This is a genomic window from Pseudoalteromonas sp. 1181_04 (assembly GCF_052850545.1).
In genome coordinates, this window is the sequence record NZ_VXCS01000036.1 from 1 (window position 1) to 17,149 (window position 17,149).

Here is a 17,149-nt window from a genome sequence, read left to right on the forward strand (position 1 = left end):
ACGTTTGACATAGGGCGCGAAAAGTTTACTTTTGTAAAACTCGAAACTCGAAACTCGAAACTCGAAACTCGAAACTCGAAACTCGAAACTCGCAAATTTATTTCCTCTATCAGCTAAAGAATTTTGATTTTATGACTGTTTCAAATTCATGACAGTAAGTAACTCAGTAATTACAAAATAGGCTGTAATATTTAGTTAATTATGTCGCCAAAAACTGAAATAATGTGTTGATTTCTATATGCTCTTGCCAAATTATTATACTAATAGGTGAAGTGCATGAACTCTTCCACTGATGCTGCGCAGTTTGACGCAGTGACAACAAGTAAACCGAAATGGAACTTTCATGATACCCAATGGGTGTTGAGTCTTTTTGGTACTGCCGTCGGTGCCGGTATTTTGTTTTTGCCAATTAATATTGGTATTGGTGGCTTTTGGCCGCTGATCATTTTAGCGTGTTTAGCGTTTCCAATGACTTTCTTAGCCCACCGTGGTTTAGCGCGTTTTGTATTGTCATCAAAGAACAAAGATGCTGATTTTACCGATGTGGTTGAAGAGCATTTTGGTGTGAATGCTGGTAGATTAATTTCATTATTGTATTTTTTATCAATATTTCCAATTTTACTGATCTATGGTGTTGGCCTAACCAATACTGTTGATAGTTTTATAGTAAACCAATTAGGTATGGAAGCACCTTCTAGAGTATTGCTTTCAGGAGTTTTAGTTGCCAGTATGATCAGCTTGATGCTCGGTGGTGAAAGGCTAATGTTGCGTGCTTTTGCTATTTTAGTGTATCCGTTAGTCGGTATTTTATTGTTTTTATCGTTGTATTTAATTCCGAGCTGGCAAGTACCCAATATGGCCTTTCCTGAGTTTGCAGGCTTTAGTAAAACGTTATGGCTGTCAATTCCTATTATAGTGTTCTCATTTAGCCACGCAGCGGCGATCTCAAGCTTTGTAAACGTACAGCGAGGTCATTATGGTAAACAAGCGACAGCTAAGTCCGAGGCGATTCTAAAGCGCACCAGTTTATTACTGATAGTGTTCGTTCTATTGTTTGTATTTTCGTGTGTACTTTCATTAACACCAGAGCAAATGTTGCAAGCAAAAGCACAAAATGTATCCGTGTTATCATACTTAGCTAATGTTACTGACAACTCATTTATTGCCACCTTTGGCCCGCTAGTCGCGTTTATTGCTATCACTTCATCTTTCTTAGGTCATTTTTTAGGAGCAAGAGAAAGCTTTAATGGGCTTGTTACTAAACAAACAAGTTTGTCGCTGAAAAACGCTGACAAAATTGGTGTTGCTATCATGTTCTTTGCTATTTGGTTTTGTGCTGTTAAAAACCCAAGTATCTTAGATATGATGGATCAACTATCAGGGCCGATTATTGCGATGATATTATTCATCATGCCAATGATTGCTGTTTATAAAGTTCCAGCATTACAAAAATACCGTGGCCGTTTTAGCACCTTGTTCGTGTTAGCGGTAGGCTTATTAGCGGTAGCTGCTTTGATTTATGGCTTTGTTGCTTAGCAAGTAGCTTTAGAGACTTTAGTTAGATTAAATAAAAGCCCTGTAGGTGACAAACTTACAGGGCTTTTTAGTTTATGCTATTGCAGCTAGGGCACGGGCTCTAATATCAGCGGCAAAGGCTAGGCCTTTTTTGAAACTTGTTTCAGCAGCGCTAATCGCATCTGCATCGCCATTCGCTGCAAGTACAGCTTGGCTTAGTGCATTATAGAGATTTTTAATTTGCGCTTGGTAGGCTGAATCAATCGCACTTTCAATAGTCGTCATTAGGTCTTTTTTATAATCAATTAAACTGAGAATGTTAAAACACAATAGCTGATATTGAGGAGCTTTGTTGATGTTACAGGTGTTAATTTAGGTTTATAAGCTAGCGCTCATAGTTTATTGTCCCAGCGGTAGGTCAGGTTTTTGCCTGACAATATGACGGAAAAATCCCGGTTTATAAAAATACCAATACCAAACCTGTAGGAGCGACTTCAGTCGCGAACATATGAGATAATGATTTTTAGTTCATTAATGGCTAAAGCCACTACCTACTCGCAGTAGAGCTTACGAGACGGGATAAATCCCGACCTACAAAAGAACACGAAGAGCAAATCTCTGTACAGCGCAAAACGCCTCGGCGTGCTGTGGTGTGATTATCTTTAATACAATACTGTGGCCTTTTTCGAGCTTAAAGCTCTTTGAGGAGCTTATCCATCAGTTGAAGTATTTTTAAATACAACTTAAAATTGATGGCTTGCAACGGTTAGGTCTTCTATTTAACCAAAGTAATAATAATGGAGATCAAATGGTCGATAAAGCAACCTTATACCTCGAAGATATCTTAGAGGATGCATTTTATTTTTTGCAGAATGGCGATGCGAAACAGGGTAAGTACTTGCTGAAAAAAGCAGCTAAAAAGTACCCACGTCATTACTTGACCTATTATGGGGTCGGTATAATGGCTGTACTCAAAGGTGATTATAACTTAGCTATACAAAACTTGCTGAAATCCATAGCAGTTAATGGTGAATATGCTTTAGCTCACTATAACCTGGCGATTAGTTATCAAAAAACTGGAAAGGTTGATTTATCTATTAAGCACCATGTTGCAGCATTGAAGTATGCATCACCAGAAGAGACTGACGTTATTACTGCGTCTAAAGAAATTATTGAGTTAGTTGAAAAAGGCTTGCCGACAGGTTTTACTATTGAACAGTACCTTGAAGATTCAGAACGTTTCGATAGGGGCTTTGAATTTCTCCAAACAGAGCAGTATGAAAAAGCTATTCCCTTGTTTAAAGTGATTGCATCAAATCAGCCTAAGCATGTGCAGGCTAAAGGGAACTTGGGGATTTGTTATTTAATGTTACAGGATTATATGCAAGCGCGAGATTACTTTGAGCAAGCGTTAGCACTTGATCCAGACTATGGACCTGCAAAGAAAAACCTAGCTGTATTGAACAATATAGAAACCGGGCTATTGAGTAAGCCTTTGGATATGCAATCAACTTATTTTTATGCAGAAAAAGTAGCACGAGCTGATAAAATAACTTAGCAATCGAATGGTTCAAGCTTATCGCTTAAAGCTTTACTGCTTTCTTTGGTTCAAATAGGCTGAATGTTGTAATACTCAACTCAGCCTACGATGAGCAATGTAATTATTTGCTCATTTTATCAAGGCTTGGCTACTCGAAGTTTTCCATTGTCTTCATTAAATTAAATGGCTTATTTAATTTTTCTAAGCTAGAAAATTGTTCACGTATATCTTCAGGCAAAATAAAGTAATCAGCTTTAGTTCGCTCAAAAGTTAAAGGGATTGCCATAATTAATTGGTTGTACTTATCAAGCATGGTTTTATCGCTATCTTTTAAGGCCTGCAATTTTGCTGAAAGCAATGTGAAACGCTGCAACTCATCATGTGTGCATAAATCTTGCGTCTTTGCATAATGATAAGATAAAACACTACTAAGCACATTCCAGTCATCTGAAATATGTTTAACGTCATCTGGAGTTATAACTATTGCTGTTTGCTGACATTTTTCAAGTTTAGTGTCATATGCTTTTATTGAATTATGGTATTCAACCGTTAAATAACTAGTGAGGTTATTTTCGGCTATATTTGCATATGTTAAAAAGGAACTGAATAAAGCAAGAGCGAAAACAATAAAATTATTCATTTTGCAGCCTCGCAACCGTTATAAACAGCCTTCCAGAACTGCCTTTCTTTAGATGTTTTAGCTTTAATTGCTTGAAGACCAGATATCGTTTCTATGGTTTTTCGAGCTATGCTTGGGGAGCTTTTTAGTGCAGTAGAAAAAGCATCAAAATCAGTTTGAGTGAGGTTATAGTGACTTTTAATGATGCCATTACCCGCAAAAATGTTAGCAAAAGTACCAACTGTAATTGTTGCTGAGCCACTGATTAATTTCTTTTATTCGCCTTATTTCTTTTACAGCTAGCTTGCCACGCTCAGAAAACTCCAAATCGTCAATTTCAGGACATCTCATTAATTACTCCTTGTTATTGAATTCCGTAAATATAAAGCCTAGCAAAAACTGTCTAAAAACTGTACCTGAAAATTGTAACCAATATATAAAAAATACTGAGTTTCTATTTTTATTCAACAGGGTATACACTGATTGAGTTATTTGAAATGCAAACTAGATTCCTTATAAGGATATTAAATTGTCGCAGTCTCTTCCTATTCCAGCCCAGCGTTGGTTATCACTGTTATTGTGCGCAATTACAGCGGCCGCAATTACAGTATTTTTAAGTAACGTCAGTTTTGTACGGCAAGCCTATGCAAGCTGGGGCAGTATTTTATACGCCAATTCTGTACTGCACTATAGTTTTGCTTTTCTTTCCGGCATTGGCATCAAGCTAATGCTTGATAAGTTTTATATCTCCCACGCCAAACGCAGTATTGGGTTTAACTGGCGATATCCGCCAGTGACGATAAGTGTATTATTTGGCTTACTTTTCATTGTTGTTTATGTGTATGGAACTAACAATGAAATAGAAGAACAACTGACAGCTAACGCCTTTGTAAGTTTTAAGTTTCTGTCACTGAGTTTTTTAGCTGTTGCAGCGACTATTATCTATCAAACTCAGCTATATACTAAAAATCCCATATTTTCGATTGTGCTGTGTGCGGTATCAGTATTTTATTTATTTTCAGCAATAAACTTAGTTGAGATAGAACATGCATTTTGGGTATTTTTCTTTATAGCAGTGGCTTACTTAGGCATGTCTATTTATTTGTTATCAGAGCAACTAAGAGTGTCTAACAAAGAATTGATAGTTGAATCAAAACAAAAAGTAGAGTTTAAGTTTGAGAGTTTAGAACATTTCCAGAAATGGTTTAAAGACGATTTACCTGTTCAAAGCACCACGGAACTAGAACCGGACTTACAGGTTTATGCACAGCGCATCACTGAGCGACTATTAACAGGTGGCGATAAAGAAGGGTATGAGAGAAAGGGAGCGCAACATATCGCACTGTGTGGGCCATTTGGATGCGGAAAAAGCAGCATTGTTGCAGCAATAGCAAACGAGCTCAAAAAGCCTAAAAAAATAGAAGCTGGATTATCAGATGAAGAAAAGCTAAAAGTAGAACAACAAAATAAGATTAATTGGATCTATAGCGATATATCAACGTGGGGCGCAGCCAGTGGCAGTGTCGCGCATGTGATACTTAGCAATATTATTGATGATATCAGCCAGCACATTGATATGTGCGCCTTTCGTGCGTTACCGAAACATTATACCGAAGCCCTAAAATCAGGCGGCAGCTTTTTTCAATTTGCTTCAACGTTACTCGCAGGCCCTGTTGATATCGAGCAAAGCTTTCAAAAACTTAATGATGTCCTTGAAGTAACCAACCACAAATTACTGATCACTTTACAAGATGTCGATCGCGGCACCGGCGATGAAAATGAAAAACGCCTAAATGATATCGCAGCATTATTGGATAGACTGAAGAATAAAGATTTAAGTCGTATCAACTTTATAATCGCGATGGGTAATGAAAATGATATTGCTGCCGAAGTGATATCAAAAGCAACGGATTATAGGGAGGATATTTTATCATCTGATACTAAAACAATTTTAGTTAATTTTATAATCAGTTCTTTAGATGTCGCTGTTAATTCTCATCAACCTAAAAACAATAAGCATTTTTATATCTTAGAGGATAGCAAGTTCATTGATTCTACACTTATTGCTAGCTGGCGTTTACAAGAATTGAGTAACCTACCTTTTTATAATTCAGTAGCTTTAGTCGATAAGAAAATAACTTCATTAAGAGAGTTGAAAAAAATTCTAAGAAGAGTATCTCAAATATGGCAACCTACTGGGTTGATGGGGGAGGTTAATTTTATCTCACTATTAATGGGCATTACTATAAAAGAAATCTCGCCACAGAAATTTAATAAACTCCTTCAAAATAAAAGCTATCCGCCATATTATCAAGGATTCGATCTTACAGAATTCATCGAAAAAATTAGTGAATACGACAACACTAATAAAGATAACTTTATGTTTGAATATTACAACGTAATGTTTAGCTTAGAGTATGACACTTCTTCTGAGAAGAAAGATGTGATTGAGGCTTTTAAATCAAAAGGTAAAATAACTGATAAAAAAACTTTAGAAAAAATAGAAATGCAGCATAGAAAACTAATTTTTAGTGGTAGTAATAATTACCTTCAATATGTTGTACGTAAATATGAAGATGTTTGTTATTTAGATAGGCTTGTATTGGAAACACTTCCTAAAGATATATGTAGTGACCAAGAAATAATACAAGATATACGTTCTTTTTTTGAAATTAAGAAATCTGATTTTAATAATTTACTACCTATAGTTACTAAAATATTAAGTTATAACACCACCCAACAATGCAGTTTTGAAAGATTCATGTGTGTCAAAGAGATGTTTAGTATTGATGACTTAAATAAATACCAAAAGTCAATAGGTTTTGATTTAACTGCTCAGGAGAGAGGCAAGCAATCAGAATATTTAGTTATGGGGGATATCAATGAGACACTTATTAAAATAATAGCTTTTAATATGACTGTTGAATGGTTATATCCGCTATTTGAACAGTTATGGAGTAAAAATGAATCTGTGTATAATAATTTTTTACGTGAATTAATGAGTTCTATGGGCTTTGAATCTGAATTGTATAGTATCTTGCGAAGAGGTATCAAAAAGGAAGGTGGCGTAGAAGCTACATTTACTTATGGCCTGTTCAAATCATATTTACAGCAGGGAAGTGAGTTGGATACATTTCAACTGGACGGTTTGAAACTACCTAGGTTGTTAGGTGAGAGTAACATTACAAATGTAATGAATTTTGTTAATTCGTTTGATGAAGCTGATTTTAGAAGTATTTCAAATGCTCCTAAACTAAATGAAAGTATCAAAAAACTACTTCATAAAGAGAATGCATTTAACCAATTGGTACGTAATTTTCTATATTAACGAGTACAAGCGTCGTATTTATGACGGACCACTTTAAGCTTATGGCTTGGAATCTTTTGTGGTTCTGGCTTTAGCCTGAAAAATGTGACGGGGTAAACCCCGACCTACAAAAACAAACAACCTCTGTGTAGCGCGAAGCGCCTCGGTGAGCTCTGTGGTGAAATTGTCTTTAAATTAAAAACCGAGCGAGGTTTTTCGTGGCTGAAGCCAACTCCTACGAGTGAAGAGTCGGGCTTAAACTTACCGTTTAAAGCTCTACAGCTTATGATTCAGCCTCTATGTAGCGAAGCGCCTCGGTGTTCTCTGTGGTGAAATTGTTTTTTCAAATAGAATGCAGAGCAGGATTTTTCGTGGCTGAAGCCAACTCCTACGAGTGAAGAGTCGGCCTTAAACTTACCACTTAAAACTTACGGCTTATAGCTTGGTTTATTCTTCCAGTGCTGAAACTACAAAATACGGATTTAAATATTCATCCTTAGTATTGTAAACAAGCGGGCTGCCATCAAGCTTAGTGACTTTTGCGCCGGCGATTTCGGCTATAGCATGGCCGGCACCGGTATCCCATTCACAGGTTGGGCCTAGGCGTGGGTAAATATCGGCGCTGCCTTCGGCGACTAAGCACAGTTTTAGTGAACTGCCTTTTGAGACCATTTCAACCTCGTCAAAGCGTTTTACAAACTCTGCTAAATCCGGTGATGGATGCGAGCGGCTGCCGACTACGCGGATAAGGCCTTTGTTTGCTTTGGTGGTGACTTTAAGCTCAATGCGCTCATCACCGCGGTCCTTAAATGCGCCGATTGCCTCTGCTGCCAGATAAGACACGCCTAGCGCAGGCGCATCTACTACCGCTAAGATAGGCTTGCCGTTTTCAATCAAGGCGATGTTAACGGTAAACTCACCGTTCTTTTTAATAAACTCTTTAGTGCCGTCGATTGGGTCAACCAGCCAATAGCGGGTCCACGTTTGACGGATATCCCAGCTGATATCGGCACTTTCTTCACTTAATACTGGGATCTCTGGGGTTAAGTGGGCTAGGCCATTGGCAATCACTTTGTGAGCTGCAAGATCGGCGTCGGTTACAGGGCTTTCATCAGCTTTGTACTCAACGTTAAAATCCTTTTCATAAATCCCCATAATAGCGCTGCCAGCTTGGCGGGCAAGGATCAGTATTTCTTCGAGCAGTTCCGTTTGGTTCATGACTTAACCTTTAATAATTTGCTGTTGTTTTAGATACGCTATCAGCTCTTGCACCGATTGGTCTAGGGTGTTTTTACTGGTATCTAAGATTATTTCCGGTGAATGGGGTATTTGGTAGTCTGAATCTATACCTGTGAAGTGTTTTATTTCACCTGCGCGGGCTTTTTTGTATAAGCCTTTTGGATCGCGGCTCTCGCATACGTCCAGAGGTGTGTCTAAAAACACTTCGATAAATTCACCGTCATCGACTAAGTTTCTTACCATATCGCGTTCAGCGCGAAATGGGGAAATAAATGCGGTGAGTACCAATAATCCAGCATCGACCATTAGTTTAGCGGTTTCACCAACGCGGCGAATATTTTCGATACGGTCTTCGTCGCTAAAGCCTAAATCTTTACACAAGCCGTGGCGTACATTGTCGCCATCTAGCAGGTAGGTGTGAATACCTTGTTGATTGAGTGCGCTTTCAAGGGCGTTTGCTACGGTGCTTTTACCTGAGCCGGAAAAACCAGTGAACCATAAAATAGCCGGTTTATGGCTTTTGTGTTCGCTACGTTGTGCTTTAGTAATGGCATAGTTATGCCAAACAATGTTCTCATCCATTATAAAACTCTCTTATGAGTAAGCGCTGGCTTAAAATGGAAATACCAGCGGGATCAGGGTTAATACCGTTATTGAATAAATAATAGAAAGCGGTAAACCCATTAATACATAGTCTTTTAAACGATAATTGCCGGCGCTATAAACCATCAGGTTAGTTTGATAACCAAATGGTGATATAAAGCTTGCAGATGCACCAAAGGCGACCGCCATAATAAACGGCAGCGGGTCAACATTAAAGCCCATTGCTAATGCATAAGCGACAGGGAATGATAGTGCCGCTGCGGCGTTATTGGTGATAAGTTCGGTGAACATTACTGTCATTACAAAAATCGCGATAAACGCGCCATAGGGGCCAAAATCACCGAGTACATAAAACAATGCTGCAGATATTTGTCCAGCTAGGCCGGTGCCTATCATCAGTTTAGCAAGGCCAATGGCGCTACCAACTACAGCAAGTAATTCAATAGGAAAACGGCGTTTTACTTCGCTCAGCTTTATCGTTCCCGTGAGCATTAAGCCAATCAGCAATACTAATAAGCCTTTTACCAGTGGTACATAGCCAATAATACTCAGCCCAAGTACCGTTGCAAAGCTCGCTAATACTAAGTTAGATTGCTTGGGCGCTAAGTGAGTTTGTAAATCAAGCCCGGAAATATACACAAATTCGCGTTTTAAATTAGGCAGACTATAAAAGTCTTTACCTGGTGCGAGGATCAGTGAGTCTCCCGCTTGCAGCTGCACTTTACCAAGGCCACCTTGTAAGCGGTCATGGCCGCGACGAATAGCGATAACAGCGGCATGAAACTGTTCACGAAAACGCGCTTCTTTAACTGTTTTTCCTATAAATTTAGATGATTGGCTGACAACAACTTCAACGAGGTGCTCAACATCTTTTTGATGTTTATCGTGAACTATTTTTAGCCCGTCAAAGCGCGTTAGCAGTGGCACTGATTTGATGTCACCGACAAACAGCAATACATCGCCCGCTTTAATCACTTGTTGCGGGGTCACTGCACAAATGCGTTTATCGCCGCGAATAATTTCCGCTAGGAATAAGTCTTTAAGTTCGCGCAGGCCATTTTCTTCTACGCTTTTACCAATTAGTTTTGAGCCTTCTTCTATTTTACCTTCGAGATAAAAAGGCACCACTTCTTGATCGTTTTTGCCGTTGTCTGGCAAATATTTTAGCATCACTAAAATAGTGATCAGGCCCACACTTAATGCGCCTAACCCGACTATGGTAAAGTCGAAAAAGCCTAGCGGTGCCATGCCTGCATCAACGGCAAAACCATTGACGATTAAATTTGTTGAAGTACCAATTAAGGTAATTGTGCCACCTAAAATAGCAGTATACGACAGCGGTAATAGTAGCTTTGAAGGTGAATGGTTTGGATTGTCTTTTATGGCAGTAATGAGCGATGCGACAACCGCTGTATTATTGGTAAATGAGGATAAAAACGCTGTAGAAAGTCCGAGCTTAGTGACTGAGCTGGTTAAACTTCCTTTTGATAATGACTGGGCAAGCTTTTGTACGAGTGTAGTTTTTTCAACCGCAATCGAAACCAGTACTAATAACACTAAGGTGATCAGTGATGGATTGGCGTAGTTGATCAGCATATCTTCAAGGTCGATTAACCCGCCTAGATATGCGGTGCCAATGGCGCCAACAAAAAGCCATGCTGGCTTTAGCCGCGTGCCAAACAGGCACCCGACTAAAGTTAGCATAATGCCTGTTAATACTAGCTGTTGATACATGCTTTATATGTCCTTAACAGGCAAAGTTGGTTATTTAAGCTTTGATATATCAAGCGCTTGCCAATGTGGGAAGTGCTTGCGTACTAACGCATTAAATTCAACTTCAAACTCACTAAAGTTACCCGTTTGTTGTTGCTTAGCAAGCACGTTTTCAATCATACCCGCCGCAACAGTTAAGTTAGATAAACGATCGATTAAAATAAACGCACCGGTTTCGTGATTGTTGTGATAAGCATCGGCCAAAATGGTTTCGGTCAATTCTAGGGTAACAATCGCGATTTCGTTTAACTGCAGGCTGTTTGCGCTACCGTGTTCAAGGGTGTTCACATCAATGGTGTGATCAATCTTTTTCACGATAGCCGAAGTATTTTTACTGCCTAGCTTAAAGTTATAGCTTTTACCCAGTACCAGCGGCGCTTCGTGCATCCACACAAGCTTTGCTTGTACTTGGTTAGTTACAGTCGCTGTTGAATCAGCAGGAACGATCACGTCCCCTCGGCTAATATCAATTTCAGTGTTAAGCGTTAAAGTAATTGCTTGACCAGCTTCGGCTGTGTCTAAGTTGCCGTCAAAGGTGACAATCTCTTTAATGCTTGAGGTTTTACCTGATGGCAATACTTTAATAGCATCACCAACGCGTAATTTTCCTGAGGTCAAAGTACCTTGGAAACCACGGAAGTTTAGGTTAGGGCGTACTACATACTGCACAGGGAAACGCGCTTCAAAGCCAGTGTCTGTTTCAGCTGCTGGTGAGTCTTCTAATAACTCAAGCAGTGGTTTATCTGTGTAATATGGTGTGTGCTCTGAGCGTGTTACTACGTTATCGCCTTTAAGCGCCGACATAGGCACAAACTTGATGTTAGATACGTTAAGTTGCTCGGCAAATTTTAAATAATCGGCTTTAATGCGCTCATAAACGGTTTCGTCAAAATCAACAATATCCATTTTATTCACGGCAACAACAAACTGTTTAATACCCAATGAATCACAGATAAAGCTGTGACGCTTAGTTTGTACTTGCACACCGTAGCGCGCATCAACAAGAATAATCGCTACATCACTGGTTGATGCACCGGTTACCATGTTGCGGGTGTATTGCTCATGCCCTGGAGTATCAGCAATAATGAATTTACGTTTAGCCGTTGAAAAATAACGGTACGCTACATCAATAGTTATGCCTTGCTCACGCTCAGCTTGTAAGCCGTCAACCAGTAGTGCTAAATCGAGCTCTTCACCGGCATTACCGACTTTTTCGTTATCTTTATGCAGTGCTGCTAACTGATCTTCATAAATTTGGTGGCTGTCGTGCAGTAGGCGGCCAATTAGGGTTGATTTACCGTCATCCACACTACCACAGGTCAGCATACGCAATAGGCTTTTGTCTTGTTGGCGAGCAAGATAGGCGTCGATGCCAATTGCTTTTACTTCGTTAATTGTATCGCTAGTATTAATAGACATTAGAAATAGCCCTCACGTTTTTTCTTCTCCATTGAACCTGCTGAATCGTGGTCAATTACCCGACCTTCACGTTCAGATGACGTAGATAGCAGCATTTCTTCGATAATCTCAGTCAGTGTACTGGCTGTTGATTCCACTGCACCGGTAAGTGGGTAACAACCTAAAGTACGAAAACGAACAGATTTCATCATGGGTACTTCGCCTTCTTTAAGCGGCATACGCTCATCATCAACCATGATCAAAGTACCATCACGCTCTACAACAGGGCGCTCTTTGGCTAAGTAAAGCGGAACCATATCGATGTTTTCTTGATAGATATATTGCCAAATATCAAGTTCAGTCCAGTTAGAAAGTGGGAATACACGGATGCTTTCGCCAGGGTTAACTTGACTGTTATAGGTATTCCAAAGCTCTGGACGTTGGTTTTTTGGATCCCATCTGTGGTGTTTATCACGGAATGAATAAACACGCTCTTTAGCGCGAGATTTTTCTTCGTCGCGGCGTGCACCACCAAACGCGGCATCAAAGCCATATTTATCAAGCGCCTGTTTTAAGCCTTGGGTTTTCATGATATCGGTATGCTTACCAGAGCCATGAGTAAATGGGCTGATATCAATCGCTAAGCCTTCAGGATTTTTGTGGACGAGTAAGTCAAAACCGTACTCTTTTGCTAAGCGATCACGAAATTCGATCATTTCTTTAAACTTCCAGTTGGTATCAACGTGAAGCAGTGGAAACGGAATTTTACCTGGGTAAAACGCTTTACGCGCTAAATGTAAAAGTACCGATGAATCTTTACCGATTGAGTAAAGCATAACTGGGTTCTCAAACTCAGCAGCAACTTCGCGCATGATTTTGATACTTTCAGCTTCTAATTGCTGAAGGTGAGTTAAAGCCATTGTTAGTCGTCCTACTAAAATGATTAAAAGTTAAAATCTAAATAGTTTAAAGCTATGCCACGTCTGTAAGCGGTTGTGCAAAGCTACTAGTTTGGGCTTTTGTGCCAAACCAATGAAGTTCTTCATGTAATGAAGCAACTTCACCAATAATTAATAATGCCGGTGAAATAATGCTGTGACGCTCGATTAAATCGGCCAGCTCACCTAATTTACCGGTTACAACGCGTTGATTTTTGCGAGTACCGTTTTCAATAATTGCCACGGGTGTATCTGCACCGCGACCATGTTTTAATAATTGTGCTTGAATATGGGGAGACTTAATTACACCCATATAAATAGCCAGAGTTTGGTTTGGTTTTGCCAGTGATTGCCAATCTAGTTCTTGACCGTCTTTTTTACAGTGACCAGTTACAAACTGTATGGCTTGTGCATGGTCACGGTGCGTTAGCGGAATACCCGCATAAGCGCTACAACCTGCGGCAGCAGTTATGCCAGGGACGATTTGGTAATTTACGTTATTGGCTGCCAGTACTTGAACTTCTTCACCACCACGGCCATAAATAAACGGGTCGCCACCTTTAATGCGGCACACTTTTTTACCTTGCTTGGCAAGGTCAACTAGCATTTGGTTAGTATCTTCTTGCACGACACTGTGATCGCCTAAGCGTTTACCCACACAAATTAAATCAGCATCGCGGCGTACTAGCTCCATAATTTCGTCAGAGACTAGAAAGTCATACACCACCACATCAGCTTGTTGCATTAGTTGCAGTGCTTTCAGTGTTAATAACTCTGGATCTCCTGGACCTGCGCCAATTACGTATACTTCACCTTCAGGATCCAGTTTGCTATCGAGTAATTGTTCAAGCTGTACGCTTGCGGCAGCTGTATCACCCGTTTGTACTTTGCTGACGACAGATGAATCAAATACGCCTTCCCAAAATTGGCGACGATCAGCAAAACTCGTGAAGCGCTGTTTTACTTTGTCGCGAAAGCTGCCAACTAAACTTGCAAGCGGGCCGATGTGTTGTGGAATAAGCGTTTCTAACTTCTCGCGTAAGCGCCGTGCTAATACCGGCGCTGTGCCAGCACTTGAAATTGCAATAGTGATCGGGTCACGATCAACAATTGAAGGAAAAATAAAGGTGCATTTAGGTTGGTCATCCACCACGTTAACGAATACATTTCGTGCATTTGCTAGTTCAAATACGCTGTTATTTACGTCATCATTGTCGGTTGCGGCAATGACCAGCATTTTGCCATCAAGGTGTGATTCGTCAAAAAAAGCGTCAATTAGAGTGACATCATTATTTTGTGCATGCTCTTTTAATTCATCACAAAACCAAGGTGCTACTAAAGTGACATCAGCGCGAGCTTTCAAAAATGCACGGCACTTACGTAACGCAACCTCTCCACCGCCAACAACCAATACAGGTTTATTGTCGAGCTTGGTAAAGATAGGTAAATATTGCATGTGTAGACCCTTGGAAAAAATTACAGCAAAGATGCTTTTCAGAAACTCAGAATATAGTGGCGTAAGCTAAGTAAAAAATAATTAAAACCCAGTTAATATAACTAAAAGTTATATAGGGTTGTCCGATTTGGCTTAAGCCTTAGTTAACAGGGGATTGCGCCGAGTTACAAGTACTATAATGACTATATATCGAGCTTAGAGTGTTTGGTTATTAGCTATAGCGAGAATAGTTAAATTTGGTACTATTGCTAATACATGAACTTACTTGGTGGATTTATGACAACGCAACTAACTGATGCGGCATTGGCCGTGCAATTAATGGATTTAACCAGTTTAAATAGTAATGATAGCGCGGCAACAATACAGGCCTTGGTGGCTAGTATTAAGCCCAACCTAGGTATTCCGGCTGCAGTGTGTGTTTATAGTGAGTTTGTTGATGACGCCAAGCTTGCTTTAGCTGAGCGCGAGCTTAGTTATGTAAAAGTCGCCACAGTAACTAACTTTCCCTCAGGCAACAGTGAGCTAAGTGAAGTAATTAATGAAACATTAATCGCAATAGAGCGTGGCGCAGATGAAATTGATTTGGTGTTACCGTATCAAGCCTTAATCGCGGGGGACGAAGCCACAGCACTAGAATATGTGCGTGCCAGTAAAGAGTGTTGTCCTGAACACGTACAATTAAAAGTAATTATAGAATCCGGCGCACTAAAAACAGCGCAGTTGATAACACTGGCGACAGAAATAGCAATTGCCGGTGGTGCTGACTTTGTTAAAACCAGCACCGGCAAAGTAGCTACAAATGCCACTCTTGAAGCAACCGAAGTGATGTTAAGTACGATTAAAAAGTCGCCGCGTGTAGTCGGTTTTAAAGCTGCAGGTGGCGTGAAAACGGTTATGGATGCAAGTAATTACTTACAGCTAGCGACTGATATTATGGGAGAAAGTTATTTGAATCCGTCAACATTTAGATTTGGTGCATCAAGCCTGTTAGCTGATGTATATGCGGTACTTAATGACGCGTCATAGTGAGCAAGAAAAATTACAACTTGAGCATGATGCAGGTAAGTTGTTCTTGCGTTGCTATGAACATCGCTTTGGTATTCCAATGCGCCATATTTGGCATAATCAGCCGAGTAAACCAGATATCAGTTGCTATCGTAATGAACAGAAGCTTGATATTGAAATAGCACATTTATATGCCAGCGAAACCGAAGCCATGGCAGTACTCGGCAGGCCTTTATCTATAAGCATGCAACGAGATCTTGCTGATATGGCAATGCAACCAAGTGAGCAGCGGCTGCACTGTGCACTGCAGCGGTTATTAGAACAAAAAGGAAAAAAGCACTATCAATCAGAGCAAACATGGCTGCTTATTCGTAACGCCAGCACCATTTGGCATAAAGCGGATTTTGACGCTGAGTTACAGAATATAACGATACCGCTTACCCATCCTTTTCAACAAATTTGGTTACTTTGTGATTTTTATCAGGGCGAGCTGTTACAGCTGTTCTAAGTATTTAGATGGTATAGCAGCCAGGAATAAACTGGCTGCTAAATAACTTGATCTTTGGTTAGTTAATTTTAAACATACTACCTAAGCTCTCAAGCCCTGACTTATTGGTTTTAGCAATACATTGACTTTCATCGAGTGACTTTTTGGTTGCTTCGTCTGCAAGTCCCGACACTTTTAATTGTTTCTCTTGTTGGTATTCGCGCAGTGCGATAACTGTTTGACGATCGTACTTAACATCTTCAGTTTCAAATTCTTCATAATCGGGTTGGTTTTTTAAATAACCTAAACAGACTAGATTCATGCGAGACATGGCTAAATCCATCTTTTCATAATGCGGCATTCTATGTGTAGGAACATCGACTTTTGCTACTGGAGCAACGGCTTTTGACTTGGCAGCCGTGGTCGTAAGCGGTGGTGGTGCTGTGTATCCAGGTGCAAGGGTATTATTACTGTTATAGCGATAGTAAGTGGCAGGGACTTTAGTTTGTAAAAACTCTACAGCTTTGATTATCACTTCGCGGAGCGCTTTTTCTTTAGGGGTGTTTGACCAGCCACTTAAATTACCACCGACTAATGCACCGCCAAAATTAGTTGCCGCACTGGTAAAATCAAAATCTTTGCTGCCTCCTTCGACGCTGGTGGCTGCTAAAATACGTGAGGTGCGAGTATCGATAAGGCGTAAATCAATCGCCATATGCGAGCCTGAAAAACCTGCCGATACTGAGCTAAACACATCACCTATAAAACCGCCAGTACCAACACTGGCACCTGAGCTGTCGTCATCAAATTCAGTTACTGCTGCTACCACAACTATTTCGGCTCCTTCAATTTCACCGTAAGCTGCCCCTGATGCTGCGCTAACACGACCTGAAGCCGCTAGATCTTGCTCAGATAACACTGCATCTAACGCTTGGCGTTCAAGTACGATAAAGCGATTGGTGCCTACCAAAGCTGTGGTGAGTTGGTCGGCCATGCCTTCACCTATTTCTTTTCGCCACCAATGAGAGTCATTCGATTTATCGGTAAAGCGTGCCACGGCAATACGCGCTTTTGGACCATTATATTGTTGTTGGGCGACTTCATTAATGTTTGGTGAATCTTGGTTTGAAGTGACCTTGGTTGAAGTACTTTGGCAAGCGCTAAGACTGCTAGCAACGAGGGTTGCCAACAGTACTTTTTTAGTTGTTGTGAGCATATGATTTTCCTTAATTAATGTGCCAAATAGAAACAGTGAAGGTTTTTATTCTA

Annotated in this window: 14 protein-coding genes; 5 read left to right on the forward strand and 9 right to left on the reverse strand. The window is 40.2% G+C overall.

Going from position 1 to position 17,149, the window contains the following annotated elements; genetic code table 11:
* Positions 1-276: 276 nt before the first annotated feature.
* Entirely contained in the window at positions 277-1,536 is a 1,260-nt protein-coding gene (locus FW757_RS21185) for an aromatic amino acid transport family protein (protein ID WP_182719257.1), read from the forward strand.
* Positions 1,537-1,608: 72 nt separating this feature from the next.
* Here FW757_RS21185 and FW757_RS21190 read toward each other — a convergent pair whose 3' ends face one another.
* On the reverse strand, positions 1,609-1,800 hold the full coding sequence (locus FW757_RS21190; protein ID WP_182719258.1) for a hypothetical protein: 192 nt from the start codon (positions 1,798-1,800) through the stop codon (positions 1,609-1,611).
* Positions 1,801-2,323: 523 nt separating this feature from the next.
* Between FW757_RS21190 and FW757_RS21195 the strand changes: the two genes are divergently transcribed.
* Positions 2,324-3,073 carry a tetratricopeptide repeat protein gene (locus FW757_RS21195; RefSeq protein WP_182719259.1) on the forward strand — a complete coding sequence of 250 codons (750 nt, stop codon included), beginning with the start codon at positions 2,324-2,326 and terminating at the stop codon, positions 3,071-3,073.
* A gap of 130 nt (positions 3,074-3,203) precedes the next feature.
* Here the strand turns inward: FW757_RS21195 and FW757_RS21200 are convergent, their stop codons facing one another.
* Entirely contained in the window at positions 3,204-3,695 is a 492-nt protein-coding gene (locus FW757_RS21200; protein WP_220491389.1) for a hypothetical protein, read from the reverse strand.
* A gap of 508 nt (positions 3,696-4,203) precedes the next feature.
* On the opposite strand from FW757_RS21200, the gene FW757_RS21205 reads away from it, so the two are divergent.
* Positions 4,204-7,002 (forward strand): P-loop NTPase fold protein, encoded by a 2,799-nt coding sequence (locus FW757_RS21205; RefSeq protein WP_446441670.1) that lies wholly within the window; start codon positions 4,204-4,206, stop codon positions 7,000-7,002.
* A 426-nt stretch (positions 7,003-7,428) separates the two neighbouring features.
* Here the strand turns inward: FW757_RS21205 and cysQ are convergent, their stop codons facing one another.
* Genes cysQ through cysG form a run of 6 tightly spaced genes read right to left on the reverse strand, consistent with a single transcriptional unit; the run spans position 7,429 to position 14,388 of the window.
* Positions 7,429-8,199, reverse strand: coding sequence for a 3'(2'),5'-bisphosphate nucleotidase CysQ (gene cysQ, locus FW757_RS21210; protein ID WP_182719263.1), 771 nt, complete (start codon positions 8,197-8,199; stop codon positions 7,429-7,431).
* A 3-nt stretch (positions 8,200-8,202) separates the two neighbouring features.
* Entirely contained in the window at positions 8,203-8,802 is a 600-nt protein-coding gene (cysC, locus tag FW757_RS21215; protein WP_145238262.1) for an adenylyl-sulfate kinase, read from the reverse strand.
* A gap of 30 nt (positions 8,803-8,832) precedes the next feature.
* A complete protein-coding gene (locus FW757_RS21220; RefSeq protein ID WP_182719264.1) occupies positions 8,833-10,557 on the reverse strand; it encodes an SLC13 family permease in 1,725 nt (574 codons plus the stop codon).
* A 30-nt stretch (positions 10,558-10,587) separates the two neighbouring features.
* On the reverse strand, positions 10,588-12,015 hold the full coding sequence (cysN, locus tag FW757_RS21225) for a sulfate adenylyltransferase subunit CysN (protein ID WP_182719265.1): 1,428 nt from the start codon (positions 12,013-12,015) through the stop codon (positions 10,588-10,590).
* Positions 12,015-12,914 carry a sulfate adenylyltransferase subunit CysD gene (cysD, locus tag FW757_RS21230; RefSeq protein WP_145238271.1) on the reverse strand — a complete coding sequence of 300 codons (900 nt, stop codon included), beginning with the start codon at positions 12,912-12,914 and terminating at the stop codon, positions 12,015-12,017. The genes cysN and cysD overlap by 1 nt, the downstream gene beginning before the upstream one ends.
* A 52-nt stretch (positions 12,915-12,966) precedes the next feature.
* Positions 12,967-14,388, reverse strand: a complete 1,422-nt coding sequence (gene cysG, locus FW757_RS21235; protein WP_149983363.1) for a siroheme synthase CysG — start codon at positions 14,386-14,388, stop codon at positions 12,967-12,969.
* A gap of 276 nt (positions 14,389-14,664) precedes the next feature.
* On the opposite strand from cysG, the gene deoC reads away from it, so the two are divergent.
* Together deoC and FW757_RS21245 are read left to right on the forward strand one after the other, a co-directional pair.
* On the forward strand, positions 14,665-15,414 hold the full coding sequence (gene deoC / locus FW757_RS21240) for a deoxyribose-phosphate aldolase (RefSeq protein ID WP_182719266.1): 750 nt from the start codon (positions 14,665-14,667) through the stop codon (positions 15,412-15,414).
* Positions 15,401-15,901, forward strand: coding sequence for a hypothetical protein (locus FW757_RS21245; RefSeq protein ID WP_145238280.1), 501 nt, complete (start codon positions 15,401-15,403; stop codon positions 15,899-15,901). The genes deoC and FW757_RS21245 overlap by 14 nt, the downstream gene beginning before the upstream one ends.
* A gap of 58 nt (positions 15,902-15,959) precedes the next feature.
* On the opposite strand, the gene FW757_RS21250 is transcribed toward FW757_RS21245, so the two are convergent.
* Positions 15,960-17,096, reverse strand: a complete 1,137-nt coding sequence (locus FW757_RS21250) for a CsgG/HfaB family protein (protein WP_145238283.1) — start codon at positions 17,094-17,096, stop codon at positions 15,960-15,962.
* Between the last annotated feature and the right edge of the window lie 53 nt (positions 17,097-17,149).

Excerpts from the sequence above, each read along its gene's own strand:
- FW757_RS21245 (WP_145238280.1), top strand. The coding sequence starts at position 15,401 with ATGACGCGTCATAGTGAGCAAGAAAAATTACAACTTGAGCATGATGCA.
- cysQ (WP_182719263.1), bottom strand. The coding sequence starts at position 8,199 with ATGAACCAAACGGAACTGCTCGAAGAAATACTGATCCTTGCCCGCCAA.
- deoC (WP_182719266.1), top strand. The coding sequence starts at position 14,665 with ATGACAACGCAACTAACTGATGCGGCATTGGCCGTGCAATTAATGGAT.
- cysD (WP_145238271.1), bottom strand. The coding sequence starts at position 12,914 with ATGGCTTTAACTCACCTTCAGCAATTAGAAGCTGAAAGTATCAAAATC.
- FW757_RS21200 (WP_220491389.1), bottom strand. The coding sequence starts at position 3,695 with ATGAATAATTTTATTGTTTTCGCTCTTGCTTTATTCAGTTCCTTTTTA.
- FW757_RS21185 (WP_182719257.1), top strand. The coding sequence starts at position 277 with ATGAACTCTTCCACTGATGCTGCGCAGTTTGACGCAGTGACAACAAGT.
- FW757_RS21195 (WP_182719259.1), top strand. The coding sequence starts at position 2,324 with ATGGTCGATAAAGCAACCTTATACCTCGAAGATATCTTAGAGGATGCA.
- cysC (WP_145238262.1), bottom strand. The coding sequence starts at position 8,802 with ATGGATGAGAACATTGTTTGGCATAACTATGCCATTACTAAAGCACAA.
- FW757_RS21220 (WP_182719264.1), bottom strand. The coding sequence starts at position 10,557 with ATGTATCAACAGCTAGTATTAACAGGCATTATGCTAACTTTAGTCGGG.
- cysN (WP_182719265.1), bottom strand. The coding sequence starts at position 12,015 with ATGTCTATTAATACTAGCGATACAATTAACGAAGTAAAAGCAATTGGC.
- cysG (WP_149983363.1), bottom strand. The coding sequence starts at position 14,388 with ATGCAATATTTACCTATCTTTACCAAGCTCGACAATAAACCTGTATTG.
- FW757_RS21190 (WP_182719258.1), bottom strand. The coding sequence starts at position 1,800 with ATGACGACTATTGAAAGTGCGATTGATTCAGCCTACCAAGCGCAAATT.
- FW757_RS21250 (WP_145238283.1), bottom strand. The coding sequence starts at position 17,096 with ATGCTCACAACAACTAAAAAAGTACTGTTGGCAACCCTCGTTGCTAGC.